Annotated in this window: 23 protein-coding genes and 2 pseudogenes; 4 read left to right on the top strand and 21 right to left on the bottom strand. The window is 54.4% G+C overall.

Annotated features, from left to right (window positions below; translation table 11 throughout):
- The 20 genes and pseudogenes from BLL52_RS02780 to BLL52_RS02875 form a co-directional block, all read right to left on the bottom strand.
- A partial coding sequence (locus tag BLL52_RS02780) for a hypothetical protein (RefSeq protein ID WP_139313285.1) occupies positions 1-1,067 on the bottom strand: 1,067 nt, incomplete at its 3' end.
- Positions 1,064-1,894, bottom strand: coding sequence for an FkbM family methyltransferase (locus tag BLL52_RS02785; protein WP_075585217.1), 831 nt, complete (start codon positions 1,892-1,894; stop codon positions 1,064-1,066). The genes BLL52_RS02780 and BLL52_RS02785, both read right to left, overlap by 4 nt.
- 13 nt (positions 1,895-1,907) lie before the next feature.
- On the bottom strand, positions 1,908-2,969 hold the full coding sequence (locus tag BLL52_RS02790) for a glycosyltransferase family 2 protein (protein ID WP_075585218.1): 1,062 nt from the start codon (positions 2,967-2,969) through the stop codon (positions 1,908-1,910).
- An 11-nt stretch (positions 2,970-2,980) separates the two neighbouring features.
- On the bottom strand, positions 2,981-3,562 hold the full coding sequence (locus BLL52_RS02795) for an acyltransferase (RefSeq protein WP_075585219.1): 582 nt from the start codon (positions 3,560-3,562) through the stop codon (positions 2,981-2,983).
- Positions 3,563-3,611: 49 nt separating this feature from the next.
- The gene (locus BLL52_RS02800; protein ID WP_075585220.1) at positions 3,612-4,874 is read right to left on the bottom strand and encodes an O-antigen translocase; all 1,263 of its coding nucleotides are present in this window, start codon (positions 4,872-4,874) and stop codon (positions 3,612-3,614) included.
- A complete protein-coding gene (locus tag BLL52_RS02805) occupies positions 4,871-5,983 on the bottom strand; it encodes a DegT/DnrJ/EryC1/StrS family aminotransferase (RefSeq protein WP_075585221.1) in 1,113 nt (370 codons plus the stop codon). Before BLL52_RS02805 ends, BLL52_RS02800 begins: the two co-directional genes overlap by 4 nt.
- Complete coding sequence (locus BLL52_RS02810) at positions 5,980-6,918, bottom strand: WxcM-like domain-containing protein (protein ID WP_075585290.1); 939 nt, start codon at positions 6,916-6,918, stop codon at positions 5,980-5,982. The genes BLL52_RS02805 and BLL52_RS02810 overlap by 4 nt, the downstream gene beginning before the upstream one ends.
- 192 nt (positions 6,919-7,110) lie before the next feature.
- Positions 7,111-8,496, bottom strand: coding sequence for a UDP-glucose dehydrogenase family protein (locus BLL52_RS02815; RefSeq protein ID WP_075585222.1), 1,386 nt, complete (start codon positions 8,494-8,496; stop codon positions 7,111-7,113).
- A 24-nt stretch (positions 8,497-8,520) separates the two neighbouring features.
- Positions 8,521-9,573 (bottom strand): NAD-dependent epimerase, encoded by a 1,053-nt coding sequence (locus tag BLL52_RS02820; protein WP_075585223.1) that lies wholly within the window; start codon positions 9,571-9,573, stop codon positions 8,521-8,523.
- Positions 9,574-9,591: 18 nt separating this feature from the next.
- On the bottom strand, positions 9,592-10,134 hold the full coding sequence (gene rfbC, locus BLL52_RS02825) for a dTDP-4-dehydrorhamnose 3,5-epimerase (RefSeq protein WP_075585224.1): 543 nt from the start codon (positions 10,132-10,134) through the stop codon (positions 9,592-9,594).
- 2 nt (positions 10,135-10,136) lie between these two features.
- A complete protein-coding gene (gene rfbA, locus BLL52_RS02830) occupies positions 10,137-11,039 on the bottom strand; it encodes a glucose-1-phosphate thymidylyltransferase RfbA (RefSeq protein WP_075585225.1) in 903 nt (300 codons plus the stop codon).
- A gap of 4 nt (positions 11,040-11,043) precedes the next feature.
- Positions 11,044-11,571 (bottom strand): hypothetical protein, encoded by a 528-nt coding sequence (locus tag BLL52_RS02835; protein ID WP_075585226.1) that lies wholly within the window; start codon positions 11,569-11,571, stop codon positions 11,044-11,046.
- Positions 11,568-11,867, bottom strand: coding sequence for a nucleotidyltransferase family protein (locus BLL52_RS02840; protein WP_075585227.1), 300 nt, complete (start codon positions 11,865-11,867; stop codon positions 11,568-11,570). Before BLL52_RS02840 ends, BLL52_RS02835 begins: the two co-directional genes overlap by 4 nt.
- Positions 11,868-12,020: 153 nt before the next feature.
- Positions 12,021-12,732, bottom strand: a pseudogene (gene gmd, locus BLL52_RS02845) (GDP-mannose 4,6-dehydratase); the annotation flags it as partial.
- 1 nt (position 12,733) lies between these two features.
- Positions 12,734-14,164 carry an RNA-binding domain-containing protein gene (locus tag BLL52_RS02850; protein WP_083633751.1) on the bottom strand — a complete coding sequence of 477 codons (1,431 nt, stop codon included), beginning with the start codon at positions 14,162-14,164 and terminating at the stop codon, positions 12,734-12,736.
- Positions 14,165-14,207: 43 nt separating this feature from the next.
- Positions 14,208-15,185, bottom strand: coding sequence for a GDP-L-fucose synthase (gene fcl / locus BLL52_RS02855; protein ID WP_075585228.1), 978 nt, complete (start codon positions 15,183-15,185; stop codon positions 14,208-14,210).
- The gene (locus BLL52_RS21815; protein ID WP_241838970.1) at positions 15,182-15,811 is read right to left on the bottom strand and encodes a MarR family EPS-associated transcriptional regulator; all 630 of its coding nucleotides are present in this window, start codon (positions 15,809-15,811) and stop codon (positions 15,182-15,184) included. The genes fcl and BLL52_RS21815 overlap by 4 nt, the downstream gene beginning before the upstream one ends.
- Before the next feature lie 58 nt (positions 15,812-15,869).
- Positions 15,870-16,666, bottom strand: a pseudogene (locus tag BLL52_RS02865) (GDP-L-fucose synthase family protein); the annotation flags it as partial.
- A gap of 173 nt (positions 16,667-16,839) precedes the next feature.
- On the bottom strand, positions 16,840-17,745 hold the full coding sequence (locus BLL52_RS02870) for a Wzz/FepE/Etk N-terminal domain-containing protein (protein ID WP_075585229.1): 906 nt from the start codon (positions 17,743-17,745) through the stop codon (positions 16,840-16,842).
- A gap of 40 nt (positions 17,746-17,785) precedes the next feature.
- Entirely contained in the window at positions 17,786-19,783 is a 1,998-nt protein-coding gene (locus tag BLL52_RS02875; protein ID WP_075585230.1) for an SDR family oxidoreductase, read from the bottom strand.
- Positions 19,784-19,998: 215 nt separating this feature from the next.
- On the opposite strand from BLL52_RS02875, the gene BLL52_RS02880 reads away from it, so the two are divergent.
- From BLL52_RS02880 to BLL52_RS02895, 4 genes are read left to right on the top strand one after another with little or no spacing between them, the layout of a single operon-like run.
- A complete protein-coding gene (locus tag BLL52_RS02880) occupies positions 19,999-20,691 on the top strand; it encodes a phasin family protein (protein ID WP_083633753.1) in 693 nt (230 codons plus the stop codon).
- Between the two features lie 26 nt (positions 20,692-20,717).
- A complete protein-coding gene (locus tag BLL52_RS02885; protein WP_075585231.1) occupies positions 20,718-21,968 on the top strand; it encodes a patatin-like phospholipase family protein in 1,251 nt (416 codons plus the stop codon).
- Positions 21,962-22,618, top strand: a complete 657-nt coding sequence (locus BLL52_RS02890) for a TetR/AcrR family transcriptional regulator (protein ID WP_075585232.1) — start codon at positions 21,962-21,964, stop codon at positions 22,616-22,618. The genes BLL52_RS02885 and BLL52_RS02890 overlap by 7 nt, the downstream gene beginning before the upstream one ends.
- 29 nt (positions 22,619-22,647) lie before the next feature.
- The gene (locus tag BLL52_RS02895; protein WP_075585233.1) at positions 22,648-23,421 is read left to right on the top strand and encodes a hypothetical protein; all 774 of its coding nucleotides are present in this window, start codon (positions 22,648-22,650) and stop codon (positions 23,419-23,421) included.
- Between the two features lie 43 nt (positions 23,422-23,464).
- Here the strand turns inward: BLL52_RS02895 and BLL52_RS02900 are convergent, their stop codons facing one another.
- On the bottom strand, positions 23,465-24,964 hold the full coding sequence (locus BLL52_RS02900) for a wax ester/triacylglycerol synthase family O-acyltransferase (RefSeq protein ID WP_241838972.1): 1,500 nt from the start codon (positions 24,962-24,964) through the stop codon (positions 23,465-23,467).
- Between the last annotated feature and the right edge of the window lie 8 nt (positions 24,965-24,972).

A 24,972-nucleotide genomic window follows, 5' to 3' on the forward strand; every position in this document is an offset into this window, starting at 1 on the left:
GATAGATCAGGTGGTCTATTAGGGTAAATAAACTCCGGTGGAGAACGCAATAAGTAATCAAAATATGTTTCACCAAAACTAAAGCCAACAACATGTGTATCAACCATGTGCAACAGGTTAGCAAATGTTGAAGCGATAGCGCTTATTGTGCCGGCAAAATAAACACCAGACTCCGCCAAACGGACATAACCTTCAATAATAGTTTCTGTCGCGCCAGTAAAAAGTGTAGATCGTAACGATCCCCACACCTCCATAAATATGGCCAGCAATAAAATTATGAAAAAATGTTTCGCGCTTAACTTGACAACTTTTCCCTGCGTAGCTGGGACCACAACAAAGAGTGCGAGTAGACCTGATAACACTTCAAGACGTCCTCCCCGAAGCAATATTCCCCAACCTAAAAAATAGAATGCGATGAATAAAACACCTATAAAGTAATTAATTTTCTTAACTCTAATTGCAGAAACAAAAGATAAAACAAGACAGACGACACCAATGGATTGGAGGTTGCCAAGTAATTGCCCTTGTCCCTCACCCGTGCCATAAACTCCCTCAAAGACTGTTGGGCCATAACTGATGGCGGAAAGATAGCCCGTGATCAATACACCCAGCGAGGACACCCAATAAACAGTTTTCCAATAGGCTGGCTTGATTGATTGAGCGGCGATCATTAAATTAGTATTATTTTTCTTCTTCCACGCAAAAAAGAAACCTGCACTGGCACCAAATAGCGCAATAGATGTTAACGCAAACATTTTTGCACCGATCACTGCAGTTTGAGAATCAATTGCAACAGGAGAAAAGGCGAGATCAGGATTAATTGCCTTAACAATTCCTGCGAAATAACCGATAGTCACAAGTAAGAACAAGCGCGCCTGAAAAAGAACAGAATAGCTAAATTTAACAAGCGAGACAACCAGCGTCAAAATACCAACAGCGACAAACCACCAGCCATAATTTTTAAATAAAATTGGATCTAAATATATCAAGAAACCAAGGCCTGCATTTAATAGATGTGCCAAGTAAAATAGGCCATCCATATAAACACTATTTTTCTGGCTATTCACATTGCCGCCGGAGTTAACGATAATGAAACTTTGGTAGAGTTAGGAATAATCCGAGTACCAAATATATTGGCTTGCATATCGAAGCCACAACTCACTTCTATTTTCTTATACGGTGAAGCAGGGCTAAAGAGTGTTTTTATGTAGTACCTAAAACCCGCATGTGAAAGCCCAGCTAATATTTTTTCCAAGTCTTGGCTATTATTTGGCTCACTGTGATATTCGCAAAATATATTTTGCACACTAACAAGCTGATCCTTGATCGTTTCAAAAACAAGACGCTCTCCTCCTTCGATATCGATCTTCAGGAAATCAATATGATTATGCGAGGACAACATATTTGAAAGTGAAACTGCCCGAACAGCTACACCGCTAGCGGAAACACGCCCACCGTCCCCCCCTTCCTGCATAAAAAATATCTCCGTATCGTGTGTCCATGCAGCCACATTCAGGACAGTTACATTATCAAAACCAAAGCTCTCTATATTTTTCTTCAATACTGCGTAAATTTTTGGATCAGCTTCAATTGCAATAATTTTTGCATTGGGGTATTTCAGTTTGAAGAAGATAGTCGCCAAACCAATATTTGCACCAACATCAAAAATCACAGGTGATTCTGTTGATGATTCAAAATCATAAATTCCATTGGCAAATATTTCGTAATACGCGCCCAGAAAAGACCCAAAGTCGTGAAAGAATAATGTTTTACCTAAAAATTTTAGAGCCCCACCTTCACCCCGTTTTGCATTCAAATGCAATAACCGATATAGATAGAACTGCCGCCACTCTTTTTTACCTATTAGCCGACGAAAAATCAATACGAAGTTCATAGAGTCACACCTGTTACGCGGGAAAGTCTTTGCCAAAATTATTGTATTTACCGAGTCCGCCCAAGAAATATTTCTGCGCAAAATGCAGCGACTTCATGACGGTTATAACCAATAGCCGCCTGATCCAGGACGGAATAGTTGTGAGCAATCCAAAGTTGTCTCTAACTTCTTTGGCCGCAGCAGAGGCTTGTTCAAAATACCCAGCTCTCGATCTAGAAATAAAAATCCTAAGTACACGCAGGCCATATGCATTTTTCCATTTTCTGAATTGCCGATCAAGCAAAGAAAAATTATTTATTCCTAATGCTAATTTCCTGCGCTGTATTTCTATGTACGCATTTTTAATGGCTGCGTTGAACTCTCTGTGCATATTTACACTACCCACTCTGTTGCTCCAGTTACCTGAATGTCGGCGATTAATTACTCCATAATATGGTGCATAAATTAGTTTATGTTTAAATCCCGTTCTGATAAAGAAATCCGTATCAGACAACTCGTAACTGGAATCAAAGGGGCCACAACTCATCCAAACTTTCCTCTTAAATATCCATGTTGATGGATGAAATGGCCAGTTGAAATACTTCGCCATGTATTCGATTATCGAGTTATCAGAAATAACGATTGGCTCATTACTTTTTAAGGGTGATTTCTCTATCACCGCGGTTCCATCATCACGGCAATTGGAGTTAATAAATCCAGCATGGAGAAAGTCAACAGTCTTGTCAGACACAAATACTTTTAAAGCATTCTCCAAATGATCTGGAGTGAACATGTCATCATCTGAGCACCACGCAATTAGATCACCCGTCGATGCCTCTATAACCCTATTCCAGTTAGGCACACCTCCACTATTTTTTGCATTTTCAACAATTTTCAGAATTGGAATTTCTTTCTGTAGTTCGCGTAACACTTCAAGTGTATTATCAGGAGAGCAGTCGTCGCTAACTACAATTTCATCTGGCTTTAACGTCTGCCCCCAAGCCGCCAGTACAGCCTCACGCACCATTTTTGCGCGGTTGTATGTGGCAATTACCACAGATATTGTTGGTCGCATTTGAGTCATGTTGTTATCCATTTATTTTCCTCTTAATGCAAATCATCAGTGAAACAGTCGGTTGACTGCAATCGCTTAATCACTCTTGCAGGTACCCCTGCAATTACGCAGTTACACGGCATTGTTTGTGTCACAACGGCTCCGCTTGCAATAACGCAATTATCACCAATTTTCACACCTTTAAGTACAGTTACGCGGGAGCCTATAAACACATTTTCACCAATTTCAACAGCGGATGTTTGATGCTGACCACTAAATCGTTTGGTAGGATGTGTCTCATGAAAGTCGGAGTCGTAGACAGTAAAATCTGTTCCAATAATAGTATTTTTTCCAATCTTCACTCTTGTACGCTCAGCAATAATACAAGCATTATTACTTATCCAAACACCATCTTCGATCACTACTTCTGATTCAATATCACGCGCCTCTATGTGTATGTAGCCACTTAAATAATACGGGGAAGGCCAAACTCCCAAGTTACATTTACCAAGGCTAATTTTTCCAAGGCCTGTCATCAGCACTGGTTGATGACAGTGTGCTAAGCTATTGAAACTTTGTGAATCCGAAAGAATTCTGTATTTTAATACACGAATTTTTTGATAAATAACAAGCATAAATAATTTAAATCTGCGTACTATCCGAGAATAAAAGCTTCGCTTATTATTACGCATGTTGTTTCATTTTTTTTATTTCAAATATCGCCAAGTACGCCATCGCACCCCAGTGCAGCAAGTAATTAATCGCGTATGCCATAGTCACACCAACGAGGCCAAATTGATTAATTAACAACCAACTAAAGCCTAAAAAGAAAGTAGAAAATATTATTTCCGAAATAACAAAAGCTTTAACCATTGCCCTGCCAACCAAAATATATCCAAGTATCCATGATCCGATTTTTAATACATCTCCTAGCAATTGCCAGGCAAAAAGCTCGCGCATCGGGTTGAAATCTTCAGTAAATAAAGTGCGAATAATGAAATCCCTGAGCAGATAAATAGTCAATGCGCCAATAGTTACGACAGGCATAACAAAACGATAAACCTTGAAGATTTCCGCTTTCAGTTCTGTTGCGGTACGAATTGCGGCAAGTCTAGGCAAGTAATAAACAGACAAGGTTGAGGTTGCCATCATGACGAATATGCCACTGATATTCCAAGTTGCTTGCCAATAACCTGCTTCTGTCAAGCTGAGATGACTTGCCAGGTAGTCGCGGATCAACATATAGCTAATCGGCACAACCATCGCGGATGTGATTCCCATGATGGCAAAGCCAGATAGCTCGCGTACTGCGGGCTGATCAATCTTCCCCATAAGAAAACGCACTTTAAACCAATGACACCGGGTGACCATCACTGCGGTTGACATTAACACGATTGCTGGATTGATGGTAAAAGCCAGCAGGGCACCATACAATCCAAAACTATAGGTAAGCAAGCCAGTTACGAACAGGCTGAAAAGACTTCCCGTTATATTGGCAATAACATAAATGCCAACTTCTTTTTTGCCATTTACGATGGCTAGCAACAAGTTATTCGCAGCCATTGCAGGTAAAAATAGAGCTATCCAGACAAATAAGCTGGACATATCTGGCCGATGCAACAGCCATTCGGATATCCAATCGCGCGTCAACAACAAAGCAAAGCCAGCAAATAGTGCAGCAACTAGAGAGAACAACATTGCGGTTTGCCATACCTTGTGCTGCTTAGCTTCATCATCGAAATGCTGAGCTGTAATCTTGGTGACACCCTGGGCTAGAAGTCCACCAGCAAGACTCGCCAAGATAGAAACCGCATTCTGAAATTGACCAATAATTGCATAGCCGGTGGGGCCAACATACACTGCTAGTATTTTGTTCAGTACTATGCCGCTTGCAATTTTTATCGCTACGGAGATCCCGTTAAGCAGGCTTGTTTTGACTAAGCTCATTGATTCTCTATTTTCGATAGTGCTGTTCGTACAGACTGCATCACGTGCGTGATATCCGGACCAAACATTGCTGGCCCCATGGGCAGGCTGAGCACATCATCAGCCATGCGCTCGGCCAATGGAAAAGACCCCTGCGCCCTGTTGGCGTGCGCATATGCACGTTGCAGATGTGGGGGAATAGGGTAATGAATCAGCGTGCCCACTCCAGCATCGGTCAATGCCTGCTGCAAGGCATCGCGTTGGGGGTGTTGCACCACATACAGGTGCCAGACAGGCTCGGCCCAGTCGAGCACATAAGGTAAGGTCAGACCGCAGTTGGCCAAGCCTTGCTGGTAGCGCTGTGCAACATCAGTGCGGCGGGCATTCCATGCGTCAAGGTGGGCGAGTTTGACGCGCAAAATTGCCGCTTGCAGTGGGTCAAGGCGGCTGTTGTAGCCCTGCATCTCGTTAACGTACTTCACCCGCGAACCATAGTTACGCAGCACACGGATTCGGTCGGCTATTTGCGGATCATTGGTCGTCACTGCACCACCGTCACCCATGGCGCCCAGATTTTTGCCGGGATAAAAGCTCCACGTGACAGCATCGCCATGTGCGCCCAGGCGTTGGCCTTTGTAGCGTGCGCCGTGTGCTTGTGCGCCGTCTTCAAGCACGCGCAGTCCGTGCTTGCGCGCAATGGACAAGATCGGGTCCATGTCGGCAGGCTGGCCGTACAGGTGCACGGGCAGGATGACTTTGGTGCGCGGGGTGATGGCCGCTTCAATCAACGCTGGGTTGATATTGAAGGTGCGCGCATCGGGCTCAACCGGTACCGGCATGGCTCCGCATTGGCTGACGGCCAGCCAAGTGGCGATATAGGTATTGCTGGGGACGATGACTTCGTCGCCCGGTCCCACGGCCATGGCGCGCAGGGCCAGGTGCAGGGCATCCAAGCCGTTGGCTACGCCTACCGCGTGGGCCGCACCGCAGTACGTGGCGTATTCAGCCTCAAACTGATCGACCTCACCCCCGCCAATGAACCAACCGGAGCTGACGACACGGGCAATGGCCTCGTCCAGTTCTTGTTTGAGTTCTAAATACGGGGCTTTTAAGTCAAGAAAGGGGATCAAGTTGTCGCTCCTGCAATTTGACAGAATTCTGAATAATCGCGAATGTAGTCCGCACCGTCGTAGTAGTGCGATGCAAACACCAATAGCACGGCATTTGCCGAGTACTTGTATTGAATGCCCCACACCATGGGTGGCAGATGAATGCCTACATCAGGCCGGTCGAGCAGGAACTCCTGGCGGTTTACTCCGTCATCGGCCACCACCGCGCAACTGCCACGCACACAAATCAAGAATTGATGGCATTCGCGGTGCGCGTGCTCGCCACGTGTTTCCACACTAGGCACGTCGAACACCATGAAATAGCGTTTGGCCGGAAACGGAATGCTGCGGTCAAACTCGCCAACTGTGAGGCTGCCGCGAATGTCGGCTACACGAGTCATTTGATGGAGGTTAACGCCCTCGACACGAGTAGATGTAACACCCACCACAAGCTTGGTCGACGCAGTGTCGACAACAGTGCCCCGTGCAGCATCCACATAGCCTACGATCTTTGCTGGGTTACCTACTACCACCGCATTAGGCGGCACGGATCGCGTGACCACGGCCCCAGCTGCCACCATGGCTTTGCGGCCAATAACTACACCCGGTAAGATCACAGCACCCGCACCGATGGATGCGCCATCGTGGATGGTGGTTACGAGAAATTCCTCTGGCTTTTGCCGACTGCGTGGAAACCTGTCGTTAGTAAACGATGCGTTGGGGCCTATGAATACATCGTTACCTACGCGCAAACCGTCCCAAAGCTGGACACCACTCTTGATGGTGACGCGGTCGCCTACCACCACGTCGTTCTCGATCAGGCAGTGTGAGCAGATGTTGGTATCCCGCCCGATCTTGGCACCAGGCAGCATAACAACATACTGCCAAACACGTGTGCCCGTGCCGATGACGGTGGACTGGACGTCCGACATTGGGTGAATAAACGGCTGGTTCATTGGTGATTGATTCATCTTTATTGGAGTTGCCAGGAACTTAATCACTATTGTTTTTATCTCTGCTTGCATCGGTAACACAAAACCTACAACATATATAAGGCAATACTTTTTGCTGGGTAGATGGCTTGGTTTGGGTAATGCCGTCGGCCAAAGCGCTACAGGGACGTAACCCAGCAGGCGCGCCGCTTGGGCTCATGCTGCAACATCCAACGCTGGCACGCCTGATAAGGCCACTCGCCCGACAGAAAGATAGTGCCACCCATCCGACAGCAGCTTTTGTGGTTGATACAAGTTGCGGCCGTCCACGATGACTTTGCCGCACATGCGCGTTTCCATTTCAGCGAAGTCGGGGGCTCGAAACTGCTGCCACTCTGTGCAAATGACCAGCGCGGCTGCATTCTGCAAGGCCGCATATTTGTCGGGGAACAGGGTCAAACCAGGGTTGTTGCCATAGATGCGCTGCGCTTCTGGCATGGCCACAGGGTCAAAGGCTTGCACTTTGGCACCGGCTTGCCACAAGGCATCCATTAGCGTGCGACTGGGTGCCGCGCGCATGTCGTCGGTGTTGGGTTTAAAGGCCAGACCCCACACGGCGATGGTTTTTCCACGCAAGGAAGCTTCGCCATCAAAGTGTGCAGCCAGTTTGGTAAATAGGGTGGTTTTTTGGCGGTTGTTGACGGCCTCAACCGCCTGCAACAGCTCCGCTTTGTAGCCAATTTTCTCTGCCGTACGGGCCAGGGCTTGCACGTCTTTGGGAAAGCAACTGCCACCGTAGCCACAGCCGGGGTAGATAAAGTGGTAGCCGATGCGCGGGTCGGCACCTATGCCTTTGCGCACTTCCTCAATGTCAGCGCCCAGCAACTCAGCCATATTGGCTACTTCGTTCATGAAACTAATTTTGGTGGCGAGCATGGCATTAGCCGCGTATTTGGTGAGTTCTGCGCTGCGCACATCCATAAACAAGGTGCGGTCATGGTTGCGGTTAAAGGGCTCATACAGCTCGCGCATCAGGGCGCAGGCGCGTTCGTTGGCCGCGGGACCGGTGCCAGTATCTATGCCGATGATGATGCGGTCGGGCTTTAAAAAGTCACCTACCGCTGCGCCTTCTTTCAAAAATTCGGGATTGGAGACAACGTCAAAGTCAATTGTTTGACCGCGCTCTGACAGCACCTGTGCCATTTGCGCTTTAACTTTATCAGCAGTGCCCACCGGCACGGTGGATTTGTTGACGATGACGCGGTAGTCAGTCATGTGGGTGGCAATGCTCTGTGCCACGGCCAATACATATTGCAGGTCTGCGCTGCCATCTTCATCGGGCGGGGTGCCTACGGCGTTGAACTGTACCAAGCCGTGCTGCACAGTCTGCGCTGCGTCAGTGGTGAAGTGCAGTCGACCCTCTTGCACGTTGCGGGCGACTATTGCGTCAAGGCCCGGCTCCCAGATGGGGATGACGCCAGCTTGTAGCTTGTCGATCTTGGCCTGATCTACGTCCATGCACAAGACGTCGTGGCCTACCTCAGCCAAGCATGCGCCGGTGACCAAACCTACATAGCCGGTGCCAAAAATGGAGATTTTCATTGGAGTGAGCGTGTTGCGGTTAGTTCAAAGTTTGAAATGGCTGCGATACCAACGCACAAAGTTGGCCACGCCCTGCACTACCGGGGTGTTGGGTTTAAAGCCAATCCACGCATGCAGTTCGTCAGTATTGGCGGCCGTGGCTGGCACATCGCCACTTTGCATGGGCAGGTAGTTCTTTTGGGCGGTGATGCCCAGCGCACTTTCCAGGGCGTGGATGTATTCCATCAGCGGGGTCGGTTGGTTGTTGCCGATATTGAACACGCGGTAGGGGACGCTGCTGGTGGCAGGGTCTGGGTTGGCAGAGTCAAAGGCCGGGTTGGGGGTGGCGGGCTTGTCGGCCACGCGGATCACGCCCTCAACAATGTCATCTATGTAAGTAAAGTCGCGCACCATGTTGCCGTTGTTGAAGATATCAATTGGCTGGCCAGCGAGCATGGCTTTGGTAAACAAAAAAAGCGCCATGTCGGGCCGGCCCCAGGGACCGTACACGGTAAAGAAGCGCAGCCCAGTGGTGGGCAGACCAAACAGGTGGCTGTAGGTGTGGGCCATAAGCTCGTTGGCCTTTTTTGTGGCCGCATACAGGCTTACCGGATGGTCGACGTTGTGATGCTCGCTAAACGGCAGCGCCGTATTGCCGCCATACACGCTGGAGCTGCTGGCATACACCAGGTGCTCTACCCCGCTGTTGCGGCAGCCTTCCAGTATGTTGATGAAGCCCTGTAGGTTGGAGTCAATGTAGGCGTGGGGGTTGGTGATGGAATAGCGCACGCCGGCCTGGGCCGCCAGATGGATAACACGCTGGGGTTTTTGCTGTCCAAACAGCAGGGCTATGCCTTGGCGGTCAGCTACATCAAGTTGGTGAAAGTTGAAGTTGGCGTGTGCCTGCAGCTGCGCCAGACGGGCCTTCTTGAGGGACACGTCGTAGTAGTCGTTCAGATTGTCCAGCCCAATAACGCGGTCGCCCCGCGCCAGCAGGCGCTGGGTAGTGTGCATGCCGATGAAACCTGCGGCACCGGTGACCAGCCAAGTGCGGGGCTGACTGGCGGCAATATTTTGGTCGGTTGGGTCAATGTGCATATCGAAAAAATCTAGGTGTCAAAATGGCGCCGCATCGCGCAGCGCGAGGCCCTGCTGGTCTTTGGTTGACAAGTTAGGATGTGTTGACAAAGGCCATTTAATGCCGATGGCTGGATCGTCCCAGGCAATACATCGCTCATGTTCGGGTGCGTAGTAATCAGTGGTTTTGTATAAAAAGTCCGCCGACTCAGTCAGCACCACAAACCCATGCGCAAACCCAGGCGGCACCCACAACTGCTTGTGGTTGTCTTCGGTCAACTTAATGCCCTCCCACTTGCCAAATGTGGGTGACCCCTTGCGGATGTCCACCGCCACATCAAACACCGCGCCGCGCACCACGCGCACGAGCTTTCCTTGTGGCTGCTGCACTTGGTAGTGCAGGCCGCGCAGCACGCCCTTGGCGCTGCGGCTATGGTTGTCTTGCACAAAGTTCACGTTCAGGCCGGTAGCCTCGTTGAAGGCTTTTTGGTTGAAGCTTTCAAAGAAAAAGCCACGAGCATCGCCGAACACTTTGGGTTCGATGACGAGGACGTCGGGGATGGCGGTGGCAATGACGTTCATGTTTAAAACACTTTGTTTGAGAGGATCTGCAGCAGGTAGCGCCCGTAGCCGTTCTTTTTGAGCGGCTGCGCAAGCAAATCGAGTTGGGCGGCATCGATGTAGCCTTTGCGGTAGGCAATCTCTTCTGGGCAGGCTACTTTTAAGCCCTGGCGGTTTTCGATGGTGGCAATAAATTGCCCGGCTTCCAGCAATGATTCGTGCGTGCCGGTGTCTAGCCAGGCCATGCCGCGGCCCATGAGTTCGACGTTGAGCTGGCCCTGCTGCAGGTAGACACGGTTGACGTCGGTAATCTCAAGCTCGCCACGGTTTGAGGGTTTGATGTTGGCGGCAATGTCGCAGACCTGGTTGTCGTAAAAATACAGGCCGGTGACGGCGTAGTTTGACTTCGGTGCCGTGGGCCTTTCTTCGATGCTGACGGCGCGGCGCTGGGCATCAAATTCGACCACGCCATAACGATCAGGATCGTGAACGTAAACGTGGTGGGCAAACACGGTGGAGCCTTCTTGGCGTTCAGTCGTGGCGCGCAGTTGGGCTTCAAAGTCGTGGCCGAAATAGATGTTGTCGCCCAGAATCAGTGCCGATGGCGAGCTGCCAACAAAGTTGCGGCCAATGATGAAGGCTTGCGCCAGGCCGTCCGGGCTGGGCTGCACGGCCTGGCTGAGGTTGATGCCCCACTGGCTGCCGGCGCCCAGCAACTCCTGAAACCGCGGCGTGTCTTGCGGGGTGGAGATGATCAGGATGTCTTTGATCCCGGCCAGCATCAGCGTGGTGAGAGGGTAATAGATCATCGGCTTGTCGTACACCGGCAGCAGTTGCTTGGAGACTGCCATGGTGACAGGGTATAGCCGGGTGCCGGAGCCGCCGTCTAGGATGATGCCTTTGCGTTGGGTGGAGGTGACTGTCATGGTGTTATTTGAGTCGCTTGGCATTTTTGGCACTGATAACAGGTTTCCCTGTTTTCAATTCGATTTCTTTACGGGTGTTAGCCGCCATCCGTACTTGGGTTTCGATCAGAATATGAACGCCGTTCAAGGCTTGTAGCAGCGCATCCAGAAGGTCGTCTGCCGACGCCATGTGTTCGTGCACCAGTCGATTCCTTAACTCCCGAAGCTCAATCCAGGCCTGGGTCGATTCGATCCAGCCTAGTTTCTCGGCGCGCAGCAGGTTGTCAAGCTGCGAACCAGTTTTTTCTAGATTGGCGCTCAACAATGCACGCAGGAGTTTGTCGCCCAAGGAGTCTTGCAGGCGGCTGTAGCGAGAAACAAATGCGTCCAGCATTTCGCTGTGCTCATCGCTGTCTTCAAGTGACTTGACCCAAGCAAGATCAAGGTTCTGGCTTTGGAGCCGTGTCGTCGTTCGTTCAAGGTAGTGCGCTTCTTTTTCTGTGATCTGCAGCAACTGCGCCACCATAAATTGGCTGTCTTGTGGCGTCGTCATAAGATGATTCCGTGGCGTAGTGCTTGTTCATAAATGGCCTGTGTCGGCTTGAGTGGATCTTTGATCAGCACGTCAACCTTGCGCCCGCCAAGCCTGATAAACAGACGTGCCGCCAAGCGGCATTCAGCCTGGATACGGCTCACAAGCGCTTGATGGGGCTTAATCAGCAGATCAATGTCGCCTCCACGCTGCGCATCGTCCACGCGGCTACCAAACAGGCGAACAACGGCTTGGGCACCAAGCTGGCTGGCAACCTCGTTTTTGATGATGTCACGGGTTTTATCGTCTAGTCGCATGTTGGCGCCTTGGTTGCTGACTTGGCACTTGTCGTTTACTTCGTTTTAAATAGCTGCTTGCACAGTGTTAGCAAGGGCTAGAGCCCTATTCGACACTCACATTCACCACATACCCATTCGCCTTGAGCAGCGCGTGTTGCTTGGCCTGCGCCAGGTCATTGGCGTGGCCCCAGTCGCGCAGGGCGTCGATGTTGCCCATGTACAGGCAGCTCTCCAGGCCTTGGCTGATGTTGGCCATACCCCGGGTGATTTTGCGGGTGACAAAGGTTTCGCCCCGGCGCGGGCTTTCGTGGTTAAACAAAATGCCGTTGCAGGCATACATGCCATAGGCCTCGCGGTAGTTGACGCATATCCAGTAGGCGTAAAGCTTGGCCACGGCGTAGGGGCTGCGGGGGTAAAACGGTGTGGTTTCGCGTTGCGGGGTTTCTTGCACCAGGCCATAAAGCTCGCTGGTACTGGCTTGGTAAAAGCGGGTTTTTTTCTCCAGCCCCAGTATGCGAATGGCTTCCAGCATGCGCAGGGTACCCATGCCGTCCACGTCGGCGGTGTATTCAGGGCTCTCAAAGCTCACGGCCACGTGGCTTTGGGCACCCAGGTTATAGATTTCATCCGGCTGGGTTTCTTGGATGATGCGCGTGAGGTTGCTGCTGTCGCTCAAGTCGCCGTAATGCAGCTTGAAGCGGGCGTTGTCCACATGCGGGTCTTGGTAGATGTGGTCCACGCGGGCGGTGTTAAAGCTGGAAGCCCGGCGCTTGATGCCGTGCACGGTGTAGCCTTTTTCCAGCAGAAATTCGGCCAGGTAGGAGCCGTCTTGGCCGGTGATGCCGGTGATTAAAGCTACTTTGGGGGTGGTTTGGGGGTTCATTTTATTCTGAGGACTTAAGACGGTATTGTTGCAAGCGGCTACCGGGTTTATGCGGCAGGGTACCTGCGATCAGGCCAGCGACCTGCAGTGCGCGTATGACTTTGTTCAGTTGACCCGACACTTCCTTTTGGCCCAGCGCCGCGGAGATTTCGCGCTTACCCATGGGGCCGCGGATGAGCAACGCCAAGACGCGGGCTTCGAGTGAGGAAGCGGACTCTGGCTGTGACTCTGGCTGTGACTCTGGCTGTGACTCTGGCTGTGACCGAGTTTGAGTGAAGGTTGCTACGACACCACCAAATTTTTCTTCAACGGTAAATTCAACTTCAGGGTATTCGAGCAAGGCTTTGCGTATGCGGATGAAGCCGCTGCCGTATTTTTCGATAGCATGGGTTAGATAAAAACCTTCGGCAATCAGTTTGTTACGCAGGCTAGACCGGTAGTTATCGGCTTGAACGTCTGCCACGGTCAGCTTGCCGTAGAAGGTGCCGGGGCTGAAGATGGTAATTTGCTTGTCGAATATTTTGATTTGGATGTCCGAGCCATCGGTGTAGTCGCGATGCACCACGGCATTGAGCAGTGCCTCGCGCAGGGCGGGCAGGGGGTAGGCAAAGCGCTCTTTACGCTGGATGCTGCCATCAAATTCAAAGGCAACGGCGATGTATGAAATGATGAACTTCATCGCCTGGTCAACCGCCTCAAACAAGGTGTCGGTGATCTGACGGTCGTCAATGATTATGTCGGGCGTTTTGAAGCGGCCAATGTGAATGTGGTGCCGCAATGGCTCCTGGGCAAATAGCAGCATGGCCGCCCAGGTGGGCTGCCCCTGCTGGACGTAGTTGAGCTTTTCAAGCGCCTGCATGGGGGTTGCGGCATCAAGCGCAAAGCGGCCACCGGCGTTAACTTGGCTCACAAACCGTTCGATTTTGATAGGCGAAAGATCATCAACTCTGGCGTGATGCGCCGGGTAGGCGTCCCACGAGAGTTGCAGCGACTGCATGTAAAGGTCGCTAATTTGGTTGGCGTTGAGCGCCTGGTTCGAACTGGCCACACGTTTGTAGTACCGACCTTTGGTGCTAACGGGCTTAACCGGAAATTCAGCAATGTCTATCGCAACGATCGTTTTGCCGTCGAGTTGGTGCACCTGCAGGTCGGGGATGATGGATGGGCTGGTGGATGATTTGATTTGTACCAGCCATTCATTGAGGCTTTCTTTGCCCAAGGTGATGCCTTGCACGCGGCCAGAATCGGTCACACCAACCAGCACTGTGCCACCTTGCGCGTTGGCAAAGGCCACCAACGATTCAACCGTCGCTTTATCAAAGCTGGCTTTAAACTCCAGCGTTTGCGACTCACCGGCAAGAAGCAGCCGATCAAAGGCCAGCCGTGTAGAGGCTACAGCGGTGTCTTGGATGATCGACTTGGAGGTGGTCATTTCACTTCGTTTTTGATAGCTTGTTGCGCATATTCAACGGGGGCTAGCAGCCTGTTTGATGCAGGAAATCTTGGTAGGCCAGTCCCAAACCGTCATGCAAATTTACTTTTGCCTGCCAACCCAGCGCATTGATGCGATTGCTGTCCATGAGCTTGCGCGGGGTGCCATCTGGCTTGGTGCTGTCAAAGTCGATGTCGCCCTGGTAGCCGATCACCTGGCCTACCGATCTGGCCAGTTCAGCAATCGTGATGTCGCTGCCAAAACCCACATTGATGTGGCTTTGCATGGGGCTGGTGTGCTGCTCATAGGTGGCTTTGGGCAGGTTCATGACAAACACACTGGCAGCGGCCATGTCGTCCACATACAGAAATTCGCGCTTGGGTGTACCACTGCCCCAAATGGCGACCGATGGCGCATCAGACACCTTGGCCTCATGAAAGCGGCGAATCAATGCGGGGATGACGTGGCTGTTTTGTGGGTGGTAGTTGTCGCCAGGGCCATAGAGGTTGGTGGGCATGACGCTGCGGTAGTTCACGCCGTGGCTAGCGCCGTACTGGCGGTTGTAGCTTTCGCAGAGCTTGATGCCGGCAATTTTGGCAATGGCATAGGGCTCGTTGGTGGGCTCAAGCGGGCCGGTGAGCAATGCATTCTCTGCCATGGGCTGTGGGGCTTGGCGTGGGTAGATACAGCTTGAGCCTAAAAACAGCAACTTTTGCACGCCGTTTTGAAAGGCTGCGTCAATCACGTTGGCCTGCATCATCAGGTTTTGATAAATGAAGTCCGCCGGGTAGGTGTTGTTGGCGTGAATGCCGCCTACCTTGGCGGCGGCTAGGTAAACCTGGCTGGGCTTTTCAGCAGCAAAGAAATTGCGCACTGCGGCCTGGTTGGTGAGGTCTAGCTCGGCATGGGTGCGGGTGATGATGGACTCAGGCGCATAACCAGCGCCCAGCAGTTGGCGCACGATGGCTGAGCCAACCATGCCTCGGTGGCCAGCAACGTAAATGGTGGCTGACTTGTTCATGGTTTTTCGCTGGCTGGTTCGCCACTCACTTCAAGCTGCAGCACCGCAATTTCAGCTTGCAGGTGCTCATACTCCACCATTTTGCGTTTCAGAAAGCGCGCAGTAAGGGCGCTTTTTTCAGCGATGCCGACGGGGGTAAGCAGGTAGGCGTAGGCCAGCTTGTTTTGGCTCTTGCGAAAGCTTTGCACTTTGATCAAGCCCTTGTCGACCAGGGCTTTAAAGCAAAAGTTGGTTTTGCCCAGACTCACCCCTAGCGCCTCACTCACCTCGCGTTGGCTCAAACGCGGGTTGCCCTCCAGCAGGCGCAAGACCTTGAGGTGGGTTTCTTCGTGGAGGGGTGAGAGTTGTGGCTGGTTCATTTGATGAACGCGGATGCTAGCACGGGTGCCGGAGCCGCCGGCGAGGATGATGCCTTTGTGTTGGGCCATTTCAGCTTTTGCCAAGTTCGCTGGCAGGCCAGTGCGACGCCATTCGGTGTAGTTGAGTTCAGCAAGGTAGGAGCCGTCTTGGCCGGTGATGCCGGTAATGAGGGCGACTTTGGGATTGATTTCGCGGCACAGGGTGCTTTGAGCGTCGTACAAAGCGTTGACAGCATCACCAAATGTAGGGTCACCAATGATCAACAAATCAATGTCGCTACGGTCGTTTTCTGCCCCGCTGGGTGCTGAGCAGGCCAACCGGGGTGCGTGCCAGGTCGGCAATGGTGATGGTCGCTGCCAAAACCTACGTTGATGTGGCTTTGCATGGGGCTGGTGTGCTGCTCGTACACGGTCTTTGGCAGTTTCATGACGAACACACTAGCTGCCGCCATGTCGTCCACATACAGAAATTCGCGCTTGGGTGTGCCGCTGCCCCAAATGGCGACCGATGGCGCACCAGACACCTTGGCCTCATGAAAGCGGCGAATCAATGCGGGAATGACGTGGCTGTTTTGTGGGTGGTAGTTGTCGCCAGGACCATACAAATGGGTGGGCATGACGCTGCGGTAGTCCACGCCGTGGCTAGCGCCGTACTGGCGGTTATAGGACTCGCAGAGTTTGATGCCGGCAATTTTGGCAATGGCATAGGGCTCGTTGGTGGGCTCCAACTGGCCGGTCAGAAGCGCGTCTTCCCGCGTGGGCTGCGGCACGTCACGCGGGTAGATGCAGCTTGACCCCAAATAACAGCAGCTTTTGCACGCCATTTTGGAAGGCAGCATCAATCACGTTGGCCTGCATCATCAGGTTTTGGTAGATGAAATCAGCTGGGTAGGTGCTGTTGGCATGAATGCCACCTACCTTGGCGGCGGCCAGGTAGACCTGGTTGGGCTTTTCAGCGGCGAAGAACGCGCGCACGGCCGCGTAGTTAGTCAGGTCCAGCTCAGTATGGGTGCGGCTGATGATCGACTCAGGCGTATGGCCAGCCGCCAAGAGTTGGCGCCCGATGGCTGAGCCCACCATGCCCCGATGGCCGGCGATGTAGATGGTGGGATCAATGGTCATGTCGAACAGTTTATTGATGAAATCAGGCTCTAGCCCAATAAATATAAGCGCCAGCAGCTACTATTTTGGAAGTATGTTGACAACCAATGACGCCACCTCCGTCTACAGCAAAAGCGATGTTTATCGGGCAAGAAAAATACCAACACGGCAAGGTTAGGGGCTGCCAGGGGCTGTCACTTGCGCCAGCCAAACGCTGCTGCCAAACGCTGTTGCTTTTCGGCCAGCACCGGGTCTTGCGCGGCGTTGCGCCAAGCGTTGCGCATGAACGCCCACAGCAGCAGCACAAAACCGCCCGCCAGAGCCGCCAAGATGGCAATCAGGGCTTTTTTGTTGGATGCTGGCTCGGTGGGCAGGGTGGGCGGCTGCTTGACCACATCGCGGCTCAAGCCTTCAAGCTCACGCGGAATGCTCAGCACTTCGTTCAAATAGCGCGCCTGCAATTCACCCAAGGCCACCAGCGTGGTGCCGGCGTCGCCACGGGTTTGTGACTGGCTGGGGTAGCTGCCGCCGCCGACATCTAGGCGCGTGGTGATCAGTCGCGTGACGGCCTCCAGGGAGGCGTTAGCGTAGCTCAAGCGCTTTTCAAGGTCTGCACGGTATTTTTCACCGGGTACCGTGCTCTTGAGCCAAGTGTCAATCACCGCATTGGCCAGTGCCTGAGCATTCTGCGAAGTTGGTGCCGTGACATCTAGACGCAGCAAATTGTCTTTGCCCACTGCGGCTTTGATTTGGCCGGCCACCCGCAGGCGCGCCACCTGCAATGATTCACCCTCAGTTAATTGCAAAGACGCAATCACTGGGTCAAGCACCAAGGGCGACACCAGCAATGCCGCCGCTTGCTGCGGCGTTGGCGTTTGCGTTGGCGTTGGCGTTGGCGTTGGCGTTGGCGTTGGCGTTGGCGTTGGCAATGCCAGTATGGCTTGACTGGTGTACTTCTGCGGCAGCAAATAGGCTCCACCCAGCGCCAACACCCCAATCAGCAGTGGCCCCAAAATCAGCAGCTTGAGGTTGTCCGCCACCACCAACAACAAGTCCAGCAGACTGATTTCATCAGCGGCTTCATCGACAACTTCATTCATTCGTGAGGCTCCCATAACAGAGCCGCGAGTCTAACTGCTGTTAAAAATGAATTCCCTGCATCATCTGCTGCAGCGCCACCGCCTCGGCAGACAGTTTTTGCTTGGGTGGCTTGTCCCCAGGTTTGGCCCCCTTTGCAGCGGTCGAATCCGCAAACATTCTGAACGTGGTGTTCATGGTGATCTGCGCCACGCGGGGCACCAGGGCGTGCAGCAGCTGGCCAAAAATGCCCAGCCGGGTGGCGATACGCACCGGCTTGAAGATGCAGGCCTGCGCAATCATGTCGGCGGCTTCTTTGGGGCTGAGCGTGGGCACGTTGTTGTAAAGCCCGGTGGGCGCAATCATGGGGGTGCGCACCAGCGGCATGTTGATGGTGGTGAAGCTGATGCCCTGGTCGGCAAATTCGCTGCTGGCACAGCGCGTCCAGGCGTCCAGCGCGGCTTTGCTGGCCACATAGGCACTGAAACGTGGTGCGTTGGTCAGCACACCGATTGAGCTGATGTTGACCACATGGCCCTTGTGCTTGGCGACCATACCGGGCAAAAAGCCCATGGTGACGCGCAGGCTGCCAAAGTAGTTGAGCTGCATGGTGCGCTCGTAGTCGTGAAAGCGGTCGTAGCTGGACTCGATGGCGCGGCGTATGGAGCGCCCGGCGTTGTTGACAAGGAAGTCTGCGCCGCCATGTTCTTGCGTCACCCGCTGCACAAAGGCTTCACAGGCTTGCTGGTCGGCAATGTCCACCGCGTAGGCGATGAAGCAGTAACCCTTTGCATTGGCTTCGGCGCAGGCGGCGTCGAGCTTGTCTTGATCTCGACCGCAGATCAAAGTAATAGCACCCGCCTCAGCAAACTTGTGGGCTGCAGCCAATCCAATACCTGAACTACCACCAGTGATCAGCACCACCTTGCCAGCCACCGTGCCCTTCAGGGTGTGGTCAATGTGCAACGCGGGGTCGAGGTGGCGCTCCCAGTAGTCCCACAGCCGCCAGGCATAGTCTTTGAGGTTGGGGCAGTGCACACCGCTGCCTTTGAGCGCTGCCAGCGTTTCGCGGCAGTCAAATCGCGTGGGGTAGTTGACAAAGGTGAGCATGTCTTGCGGCAGGCCCAGGTCGGTCAGGATGGCGTTGCGCACCCGGCGCACTGGTGCCAGCGCCATCAGGCCTTTGGTTACGCTGCGCGGAATAAAGCCGAGCAGGGCCGCATTGACAAACAGGTTCATCTTGGGCGCGTGCGCCGCTTTGCTGAAAATGTCCAGCACATCACCTACGCGGTAGCCCACCGGGTCCACCAGGTGGTAGCACTTGCTGGTGATGTCTTTCTGGTGGCTGATAACGGCGAGCGCATCCACCACAAAGTCCACCGGCACGATGTTGATGCGCCCGCCTTCCAGGCCAATGGAGGGCATCCACGGGGGCAGCAGCTGGCGCATGCGCTGAATCAGCTTGAAGAAGTAATACGGCCCGTCAATCTTGTCCATCTCGCCGGTTTGGCTGTCGCCCACCACCATTGCCGGGCGGTAGACCGACCAGGGCAGTTTGCATTCCTGGCGAACAATTTTTTCGCTTTCATGCTTGGTCATGAAATACGGGTGTTGGTAGTTTTCAGCCTCATCGAACATGTCTTCGCGGAACACGCCTTCATACAAACCCGCCGCCGCAATCGAGGACACATGGTGAAAGTGCCCGGCCTGCAACGCCTGGGCCAGTTGCACCGTGTTGCGTGTGCCATCAATGTTCACTGCGATTTGTTGCTCAGCTTCGGCACCCAGGTCGTAGATGGCGGCCAGATGGTAAAAATGGTCAATCTGGCCGTTGAGATGCTTCAAGTCGCTGCTGGAGACGCCCAGTTTGGGGGTCGTCAAATCGCCGACCACCGGTACCAGCCGGGCGGCGCTGGCGTTGCAAAACTCACGCAGCGCTTTCACCTTGTCGCTGCTGCCGGGGCGAACCAGGCAGTACACCACCGCACCCTTGCGCTGCAGCAGCTTCTTCACCAACCGCTTGCCGATAAACCCGGTGGCCCCTGTCACAAAATAGCGCATAACTGTCTCCCAAAGTAGCCCATATTTTTGTCTGAAAAACGGGCCTGGGGCTTCAGCATAAACCCGCGTGCCCGGCGCTATTGCCGCCCTCTATTTAGTCAGCGGCACCTACACCTTGCACCGTTTGAGCCCTAAAGTGTCACCCCATGCACCGCGAACCCCTTCCGTGCAGCCTGTCCAGTGTTTCTTTTCCTTCCTCTTTACCGGAGTACATCATGGTCACCAAACTCACCAAATCTACCAAAGCCACCCCCGTCAAAAAACCTGCCGCCAGCAAAAAGGCTGCCCCTGGCAAAAAAGCCACGGCCAAAAAAGCGGGCAATCCGCTTAGCAGTTCGGTGAAAGACTCCGCCCAACAAATCTGGCAAGCCGGCCTGGGTGCCTTTACCAAAGCCCAGACCGAGGGCACCAAGGCATTTGAGGCCTTGGTAAAAGAAGGCGTGAGCTTCCAGCGCAAAACTCAATCGGCTGCGGAAGACAGAATCAACGAAGCCACACAAAAGATGACCAACATGGCCACTGATATTTCCAGCAAGGCTTCGGGCCAGTGGGACAAGCTGGAGAGTATTTTTGAAGACCGCGTGGCCAAAGTGCTCAACAAGATGGGCGTGCCGTCTGCCAAAGACATCAATGCGCTGATCGCCCGCATTGACGCCCTCAACGCCAGCGTGCAAAAGCTCAGCCCGGCCAAACCCTCAGCCAAGAGCACGGCTAAGGCCGCTGCCAAGCCAGCAACTGCGGCAAAGGCACCTGCCGCACCAGCTGCCAAGCCGGCTGCCAAGCCAGCGGTCAAGCCAGCGGTCAAGCCCGCTGTCAAAGCAGCAGCAAAAAAGGCCGCCCCGCGCAAAACAGCCGCCCCGTTGGTCTCAGACGTGCCCGCCGCTCAGGCAAACCCTGACGCGGCATAGCACGACCGGTCGTAAACTGGCGACCCATGAAACGCGCCCAGCCCCACACGCCCCGAATCGCCTTGGCGCTGGCGGGTGGTGGCCCGCTGGGGGCCATTTACGAGATTGGCGCCCTGTGTGCACTGCAAGAGTCTCTGACCGGTATTGACTTCAACCGCCTGCAACACTATGTGGGCGTGTCGGCGGGTGGCTTTATCGCTGCCGGCCTGGCCAACGGCATCACGCCCATTCAGTTGTTCGGGTTGTTCATTGAAGACCGCAAGCGCCAAACCGAGGCTTTTGATCCGGCCTGGCTGCTCAAACCGGCGTTTTCTGAATTTTTCTCGCGCTCGCTGTTGTTGCCTGAATTGCTGCTCAAAGGCGCCTGGCACAGCACGCTGGGGCGCAAGTCGCTCATGCGCGCGCTGGAGCGCTTGAGCCCGAGCTTGCCCACCGGCATTTTTTCCAACGCACAGATTGATGTGCAACTGAGCAAGCTGTTCTCACGCCCCGGGCGCAGCAATGACTTTCGCCAGCTCAAAAGTCGCTTGACACTGGTGGCCACGCATTTGGACAGCAGCACTGCTGTGGCCTTTGGCCGCACCGGCTGGGACCATATTCCCATCTCCAAGGCGGTGCAGGCCAGTGCCGCGCTGCCAGGCCTGTTTCCGCCGGTGGAGATTGAAGGCCAGCATTTTGTGGACGGGGCCTTGAACAAGACCATGCACGCCTCGATTGCGCTGGACGAGGGGGTGGAGCTGATGTTGTGCCTGAACCCGCTGGTGCCGTTCGATGCCTCAGCGCCAGCGCTGGCGACCGGGTCCAGCACACCGTGGGCAGCGCCTGTGCCGATTCCGCGCATTGCCGACGGGGGTTTGCCTGCCGTCTTGAGCCAGACGTTTCGCTCGCTCATCCACTCCAGGTTGCTGCTGGGCCTGAAAAGTTACGAGCAGGCCTACCCCAACACCGACATCGTGCTCTTTGAGCCCAACCACCGTGACCCTGAGCTGTACCTGGCCAACACCTTCAGCTACAGCCAACGCCGCCACCTGGCCGAGCACGCCTACCAGCAAACACGCCAGTTGTTACGCTCGCGCCAGACCAACCTGGCGGCCAAGCTGAGCTACCACGGCATCAACTTGAACCAGGCGGTGCTGAACGACGAAACCCGCCACCTGTGCGCACCCCCGCGCCCAGCCGCCCGCACGGGCCGTGCGCTGACCAAGCTGCACAACCTGTTGGACAATCTGCAGCAAGTGGTGACCAGCACCGAACAACAAGGCAAGGTCACATGGTAAAAAAGGCGCCCCGGCGCACCGCTGAGCGCATTCTGGAAGTGACCTTGGTGCTGTTTAACCGCTTTGGCGAGCCCAATGTGTCGACCACGCTGATCTCTGCCGAACTCAACATCAGCCCCGGCAACCTGTACTACCACTACCCCGCCAAAGACGAGCTGATCAACGCGCTGTTTGACCGCTTTGAGCACGCCCTGACTGACCTGCTCAACGCTGGCGACGATGTGCGCAACGTGGAAGACGCCTGGTTTTTCATGCACACATTGTTCGAACTGATCTGGGAGTACCGCTTTTTGTACCGCGACCTCAACGACCTGCTGAGCAAAAACCGCCGCCTGGAAACCCACTTTCAAAGCATCCTGAAGAACAAAACCCGCGCCACCCGCGCCCTGCTGGACGGCATGCGCCGCAGCGGCTCGCTACAAATTGACTCGCGCGAGACGGATGTCACCGCCACCAGCATGGTGGTGGTGCTGACCTACTGGCTGAGCTTTGAATACGTGCGCGACCCGCGCAACGCGCTCGAACCCGCCAACGCCCAGGCCGCCCTGCTGCGCGGCGCGCAACACGTGTTGAACCTGATGGCGCCTTATCTGGAAAGCGGCCAGAGAGCGCATTTGCTGAAACTGTCGGATGCCTACAATAAGCAATAGCAACAAAGATAAGGTTCGAGGAGACCGACATGGCCGCATGGACCGTTTTTCCCTACACAGGTGACTACCGTTTTGACGCCGCCAGCGTCACAAAAAAATGGGCCAGACTACACGCTGGCGACCTGGAGCCACTTCCCCAAGACCCAGCTGTGCTGCAGGCCTGGGTGCATTTTCACAACGGCGAATTTCAAAAAGCTGCCACTGCGGGTCAAAACCTGGGCTTTGCAGGCACCTGTGTGGCCAGCAAAGCCACCTGCGTGTATGCCACCTACCTTGAAAAGCACGAAACACGCCGTCTGGACCTGTTTCTGGCGGTAGCCGACCACGCCAGCCACCTGACCGCCAACAACCCCGACAACCTGAATGGCCGCTACTGGCGCGCCTACGCACTGGGCCGTTACAGCCAGGGCATCAGTGTGGCCAAGGCGCTGGCGCAGGGCTTGGGCACCAAGATCAAAACCGACCTGGAATACGTGATTCGCCACGCACCGCAGCACGCGGATGCCCATGTGGCGCTGGGCAGCTTTCACGCCGAAGTCATTGACAAAGTGGGCTCGCTGATCGGAGCCATGGCCTATGGCGCCAAAAAGGACGTTGGTCTGACCCTGTTTGAGCAGGCGCTCAAACTCCATCAGGAGTCGTCTTGCTGCTTGCTGGAATACGCGCACGCGATGCTGATGCTGGGCGGCAATGACATGATGGACGAAGCCAACCAGCTCTACCAACGTGCCGCACAAACCAAGCCGATAGACGCCGCCGAACGGCTGGACGTCGAAATGGCCAAAGCCCAGCTTAATGACTGAAATTGGCCTCTAGCCCTTATAGATAAAGCGCGTATAGCTATTTTTAATATAGCTTATCTTCACCCCAGGGCAACATCAGCGTCAGCAGTTTGAGCTTCTCAAACTCGGGTTCAAACTGGTCAATGATGGCCTGCGGATCCGGGCACAGGGTGCTGTCGCTGATGATGCCAAACTGCACACCCCCGCCATAACTCAGGATCGACACGCCCAAGCCCACCGAGCCCGACTGCGGCACCCAGAACAGCGCCTGCTCCAGCGTCGCACCGCAAAAGCGCAGCTTCTCTCGCGGGCCGGGTACATTGGTCATGACCGCGGTGGTCTTTTTGGAAAACAGGCTGAGCATGGCGTCCTGCACCGGCTTGACCAGAACGCCCGCTACCGCCAGCAGCCCAAACGCCAGCAGCGGCTGCAGGCTACCCTTGAGATCAGTCATGCGCCGACGCACCTCAAACACCCGCTCAATCGGGTTGTCCAGCCCGATCGGCAGCACCACCGGCGCCAGGCCAAATTTGTTGCCCAGCTTGTAGGCCTCGGTCATGGGGCGCAGGTTCACCGGCACCATGGCGCGAATCTCCTGGCCAGTCACATCGTCGCCATGATTTTTCAGATACTGGCCCATGGCACCGGCAACGCACGACAGCAGCACATCGTTGATGGAGCAACGCAGCGCCTTGCTCACCGCGCGCACCTCGTCCAGCGCAATCGGCTGGCACCAGGCCACGCGCTTGGAATGCCCGGGCACACCTTTGAGACGGGTCGGCGAGTCGTCTGCCATCAACACCAGCGCAGCACCGTCACGCACCACCTGACAGGCCAGGCGCGCCGCCTCTGACGAGCCCTCGATGCTCTTGGTCAGCCCCAACGCCAGCCATTTTTCCAACACATGACGCGGGTCAGCCACGGCCTTGAAGGCTTGCGCCGCGCCGCCGCCAGCGGCTTCCAACGCCTTCACGGCAGCCACCGCCAACGGTTCAATCAGCGCGTGGCTCATCCATTCTTCAGCCGCTTCCAGCCCATGCAGGGGTTCTGGCTGGGGCGCGCGTTGGGGCGGGTCCATGCCACCGTCCACCATCGACTGGATCACCGAGAGCAGCGCTAGGCCATCGGCAATGCAGTGGTGAATGCGCACGATCAGCACCGAGCCGCCGTCAAAGTGCTCAACCAGCAGGTATTCCCACAGCGGGTAGCGCCGGTCCAGCGGCTCCATGGCCAACTCCGCCAGGCGCGCCTGCAGGGCTTGCGTCGGGTGCTTTTTGCTGGACGGCGGGAGTTTTTCAAGGCGCACATGACGGTTGATGTCAAAGTGGGGGTCGGTCACCCAACTAGCACCGGTCGCGTCCACTTGCACACGCTGCGAAAAACGCGGGTATTTCAGCAAACGCTCGGCCAGACGCTCGCGCACATCAGCGTAGTGCACCGCGGGCTTGATGATCCACACCCCCATGATCATCATCAGGTTGCTCGGGCTGTCCATGCGCAGCCAAGCGGTGTCAACCTTGCTCATGCGTTCAACAATGCGGGGAAGGGAGGGAGTTGTCAGCATGGCGGCAG

It is taken from the genome of Rhodoferax antarcticus ANT.BR, from assembly GCF_001938565.1.
Classification (GTDB): Bacteria; Pseudomonadota; Gammaproteobacteria; order Burkholderiales; family Burkholderiaceae_C; genus Rhodoferax; species Rhodoferax antarcticus.